This is a genomic window from Sphingomonas sp. (genome assembly GCF_031426035.1).
Lineage (GTDB): Bacteria > Pseudomonadota > Alphaproteobacteria > Sphingomonadales > Sphingomonadaceae > Sphingomicrobium.
On record NZ_JANPKO010000016.1, the window covers coordinates 1 to 4,448 of the forward strand.

The 4,448-nt window shown below is 67.1% G+C and carries 6 protein-coding genes and 1 pseudogene; 5 read left to right on the top strand and 2 right to left on the bottom strand.

The window, feature by feature from the left end:
• From prfB to RMP08_RS01215, 3 genes are all read left to right on the top strand, one after another.
• Window positions 1-808, top strand: an 808-nt coding sequence (gene prfB / locus RMP08_RS01205; protein ID WP_310467122.1) for a peptide chain release factor 2, incomplete at its 5' end; no start/stop codon positions are given.
• Between the two features lie 63 nt (window positions 809-871).
• Entirely contained in the window at window positions 872-1,273 is a 402-nt protein-coding gene (locus RMP08_RS01210) for an endonuclease domain-containing protein (protein WP_310467124.1), read from the top strand.
• The gene (locus tag RMP08_RS01215) at window positions 1,270-1,956 is read left to right on the top strand and encodes a class I SAM-dependent methyltransferase (RefSeq protein WP_310467126.1); all 687 of its coding nucleotides are present in this window, start codon (window positions 1,270-1,272) and stop codon (window positions 1,954-1,956) included. Before RMP08_RS01210 ends, RMP08_RS01215 begins: the two co-directional genes overlap by 4 nt.
• Here RMP08_RS01215 and RMP08_RS01220 read toward each other — a convergent pair.
• Window positions 1,953-2,357 (bottom strand): JAB domain-containing protein, encoded by a 405-nt coding sequence (locus tag RMP08_RS01220; RefSeq protein WP_310467127.1) that lies wholly within the window; start codon window positions 2,355-2,357, stop codon window positions 1,953-1,955. The two genes, RMP08_RS01215 and RMP08_RS01220, sit on opposite strands and share 4 nt — an antisense overlap.
• 129 nt (window positions 2,358-2,486) lie before the next feature.
• On the opposite strand from RMP08_RS01220, the gene RMP08_RS01225 reads away from it, so the two are divergent.
• Window positions 2,487-3,281 (top strand): thymidylate synthase, encoded by a 795-nt coding sequence (locus tag RMP08_RS01225; RefSeq protein ID WP_310467128.1) that lies wholly within the window; start codon window positions 2,487-2,489, stop codon window positions 3,279-3,281.
• Window positions 3,282-3,389: 108 nt separating this feature from the next.
• Window positions 3,390-3,515 carry an entericidin EcnA/B family protein gene (locus tag RMP08_RS01230; RefSeq protein ID WP_310467129.1) on the top strand — a complete coding sequence of 42 codons (126 nt, stop codon included), beginning with the start codon at window positions 3,390-3,392 and terminating at the stop codon, window positions 3,513-3,515.
• A gap of 149 nt (window positions 3,516-3,664) precedes the next feature.
• Here RMP08_RS01230 and RMP08_RS01235 read toward each other — a convergent pair.
• A pseudogene (locus RMP08_RS01235) lies at window positions 3,665-4,448 on the bottom strand (DNA-directed RNA polymerase subunit beta'); the annotation flags it as partial.

The following is a 4,448-nucleotide window of genomic DNA, read 5'->3' on the forward strand; positions in this document are numbered from 1 at the left end:
CGCCGAGCGCGATAAGGTCTCCGCCTTGCTCGCCGGCGAGGCCGACCCCCACAACAGCTATGTCGAGGACAATTCGGGCGCCGGCGGGACCGAAAGCCAGGACGGGTCCGAGTTGCTCAGCCGCATGTACACCCGCTGGGGCGAGCGCCACGGGATGAAGGTCGAACTGATCGCCCACCACGCCGGCGAGCAGGCCGGGATCAAGTCGGCGACTTTGCTGGTCAAGGGCGACAACGCCTATGGCAATTTGAAGACCGAAAGCGGGGTCCACCGCCTGGTCCGCATCAGCCCCTACGACAGCTCGGCGCGGCGCCACACCAGCTTCGCCTCGGTGTGGGTCTATCCCGAGGTCGACGACGACATCGACATCGAGATCAACGACAGCGATTTGCGCATCGACACCTACCGCGCGTCGGGCGCCGGCGGGCAGCACGTCAATACCACCGACAGCGCGGTCCGCATCACCCACGTGCCGACCAACATCGTCGTTCAGTGCCAAAACCAGCGCAGCCAGCACAAGAACCGCGCCGAGGCGATGAAGCAGTTGAAGGCGCGCCTGTACGAGGCCGAACTGCAGCGCCGCGAAGCAGAGTCCGACGCCAATGCCGCGGCCAAGACCGACATCGGCTGGGGCCACCAGATCCGCAGCTACGTCCTCCAGCCGTATCAGCTGGTCAAGGATTTGCGCACCGGCGTCACCTCGACCGCGCCAGGCGATGTGCTCGACGGCGACCTCGACCGCTTCATGGCCGCGGCCTTGTCCCAGCGCGTCACCGGCGAGCGCGTCGAGGTCGAGGATGTGGAGTGAATCCTCTCCCCTTCAGGGGAGAGGAGGGAGCCACGCAGGGGCGGAAGGAGAGGGGGAGTCAGCGTGCGCGACCAGATTCTCCTGACCCGCGCCAAGCAGATGCGCACGGCGCAAACGCCGATCGAGCAGCGCATGTGGATCGCGCTCCGCGCCAAGCGCTTCGCTGGCGCCAAGTTCCGCCGCCAAGTCGTGATCGGCCGCTACATCGTCGATTTCGCCTGCCGCCTTCCGCGCATGGTCGTGGTTGAGGTCGACGGGGATATGCATGGGGCGCAGTCGGCGTACGACGCGCGCCGGACGGTGGAGTTGGAGCGGCGGCGGTATCGCGTGCTGCGGTTCACGAATCACGAGGTTGGAGCGAACTTCGAGGGTGTGATGACGACGATCGCCAATGCGCTCGGACTCCCCCTCTCCCCGGCCCTCTCCCCTGAAGGGGAGAGGGAGAAGAAGGGGGAGTCGCCTTGACCCGCTGCTTCCTACTCGCCGTCCTCGCGCTAACTGCCTGTCGCGCCGAGCCTTCACCGGACGCCGACTTCCCCAAGGCCCACCGCCCGGTCGCGCCGATCGTGGGCGACAGCTTTTCCACCGAGGATGCCCGCGACCGGCTCGGCGAGGCCGAGCAGGTGATGCGGCTGGCGGGGGTCGCGGCGGGGATGTGGGTGGCCGACATCGGGGCGGGGGAAGGCTATTACACCGTGCGCCTGGCGCCGCTGGTCGGGCGCCACGGCCGCGTCCTCGCGGAGGACATTGTGCCCGACATCCGCGAGCGGCTGATCCAGCGCGTCCAGCGCGACAATCTCGACAATGTCGCGGTGCGCCTCGGCCTGCCCGACGACCCCAAGCTCCCGCCCAGATCGTTCGACCGCATCTTCCTCGTCCACATGTACCATGAGGTGCAGTCGCCCTATGCTTTCCTGTGGCACCTGCGCGAAGGGCTCAAGCCGGGGGGCGAGGTGATCGTGGTCGATTCCGACCGCCCGGTGCGCCGCCACGGCATGCCGCCCGCGCTGCTGACATGCGAGTTCCGCGCGGTCGGGATGGAGCCGGCGCGGATCGTTCCGCTGGCGGGCGACGACATCTATTTCGCCGCCTTCCGCATCGCCCGCGCGCGCCCCGCGCCGGGCGCGATCAAGCGCTGCAAGCTTTAAAGCAGCCCGATCCGGCGGAAGCTGACGCACTCGGCTCCTGCGAACACGAGATGGTCGAGGACGGTGCAATCGAGCGCCTCGGCGGCGTTGGCTAGCCGCCGCGTGGCGCGGCAATCGGAGTCGCTGGGCGTGATGTCGCCGCTCGGGTGGTTGTGGGCGAGGACCAGCCCGACGCTGCCATGGCGGGCGGCATCGGCGATGATGGTGCGGATGGGAAGCTCCGCCGATCCCGCGTCGCCACCGTGGCGTGTCACATGGACGCAGCGCGCCTGCCCGTCGACATGGGCGACGAACAGGCTTTCACGGCTGGGATCGGAATCGGCGAAGCAACCGGCGAAGAACGCCTCGGCGGCGGCGAGGCCGTCGAGCTTGAGGGGCAGATCGGCACGCTGATACAGCATGGGCGCAAGCTATGCCCGGGCGGGCGGGCACGCCATCGCAACCGAGTCCGGTGCGGCCCGGCTTTAGTCCGTAACGGACCCAATGGTGCGGGGTTGGAGCGGCGGTCCGGTGCCGCTAGGGACAGCGTCGTGCGCCAGTATCTCGACCTCATGCAGCTGATCCTCGACCGCGGCGTGGCGCAGGAGGACCGCACCGGTACCGGCACCTTGTCGCATTTTGGCGCGCAGTTGCGGTTCGACCTCGCCGACGGCTTCCCGCTGCTGACCACCAAGAAACTCCACCTGCGCTCGATCATCGTCGAATTGCTGTGGTTTTTGCGCGGCGACACCAACATCGCCTGGCTCAAAGAGCGCAAGGTCGGCATCTGGGACGAGTGGGCGGATGACAACGGCGACCTGGGGCCGGTCTACGGCAAGCAGTGGCGCGACTGGGAAAGCGCCGACGGCAAGCACATCGACCAAATCGCCAACCTCGTCGAGCTGATCAAGCGCGACCCTTATTCGCGGCGGCAGATCGTCACCGCGTGGAACCCGGGGGAGCTGCACCGCATGGCGCTGGCGCCGTGCCACTGCCTGTTCCAGACCCAGGTCGCGGGCGGGCGGCTCAACCTCCAGCTGTACCAGCGCAGCGCCGATTTCTTCCTTGGCGTGCCGTTCAACATCGCCAGTTACGCGCTGCTGACGCACATGCTGGCGCGGGAGTGCGGGCTTCAGCCGGGCACGTTCGTGTGGACCGGCGGCGACGTGCATCTTTACTCGAACCATCTCGACCAGGCGCGGCTGCAGCTTTCGCGTGAGCCGCGGCCGCTGCCGCGCCTGACCATCCGCGAGCGCGGGCAGGGGCTGTTCGACTACGAGCCCGAGGACTTCGCGTTCGACGGCTACGATCCGCACCCGCACATCGCGGCGCCGGTGGCAATTTGACGACAGGGCATTGCCCTTGGCCGTAAACGGTGAGAAAATTGCGGTGGCGGAATGGAAACGTTCGCGGGCTTCCCGCGTTCGATCCAATTGTCAGACAGGAGAATAAATATGCTTCGCAAAGTGATGACGATGGTGCTGATCGGCGGATCGCTCGCGATTGCCGCGTGCAACACCGTTCGCGGCGCCGCCGAGGACGTCAACTCGGCCGCCAACGAGGTCGACAAGGCCACCTGAGCCGAATTGCGGCCGCTCGCCCGTATCGGGTGACGCGGCTCGCCTGAACCAAAGAAAAGCCCCGCCGACGCAAACCGGCGGGGCTTTTTTTGCTTGTATCCCAGCGAAGGGAGGGATCCAGTCTGGGCTCCTGCTTTCGCAGGAGCGCTTCACGCCTTCAGATAGTCCCCGGCATCGGCATCGGTGCCGTTGCCGGACGGCGTGACCGCCGCCAGCGGGTCGAGGTTGACCGCTGCTTCCGGGCCCTGGGCGAGCTCGGCGGCATGCTCCTCGGCGGCGCTGTTCGGAAGGATCAGCGACTCCTGGATCTTGCGCTGGGCGGCGCGCAAGGCGGTGTCGCGGCTGGTCGCGGCAACGCGCAGGCGGTTCATGCCGGCACCGGTCCCGGCCGGGATCAGGCGGCCGACGATGACGTTCTCCTTGAGGCCGTTGAGCGTGTCGATCTTGCCCTGCACCGAAGCCTCGGTGAGCACCCGCGTGGTCTCCTGGAACGACGCCGCCGAGATGAAGCTGCGGGTCTGCAGCGACGCCTTGGTGATGCCCAGCAGCACCGGCTTGCCCTCGGCCTTCTTCTGCTTCTTCTCGAGCTTGGAGTTGATCTCGTCCATCTCCTCGCGGTCGACCTGCTCGCCCGCGAGCAGGGTGGTCGAGCCGCCGTCGGTGATCTCGACCTTCTGCAGCATCTGGCGAACGATCACCTCGATGTGCTTGTCGTTGATCTTGACGCCCTGGAGGCGGTAGACCTCCTGGATCTCGCTGACGAGATATTCGGCGAGCGCTTCGACGCCGAGCACCTCGAGGATGTCGTGCGGATCGGGCGACCCGCCGACGAGGTTGTCGCCGCGCTTAACGTAATCGCCTTCCTGGACGTCGATCACCTTGGACTTGGGCACCAGATACTCGACCGGGTCCGTCCCGTCGTCGGGGATGATC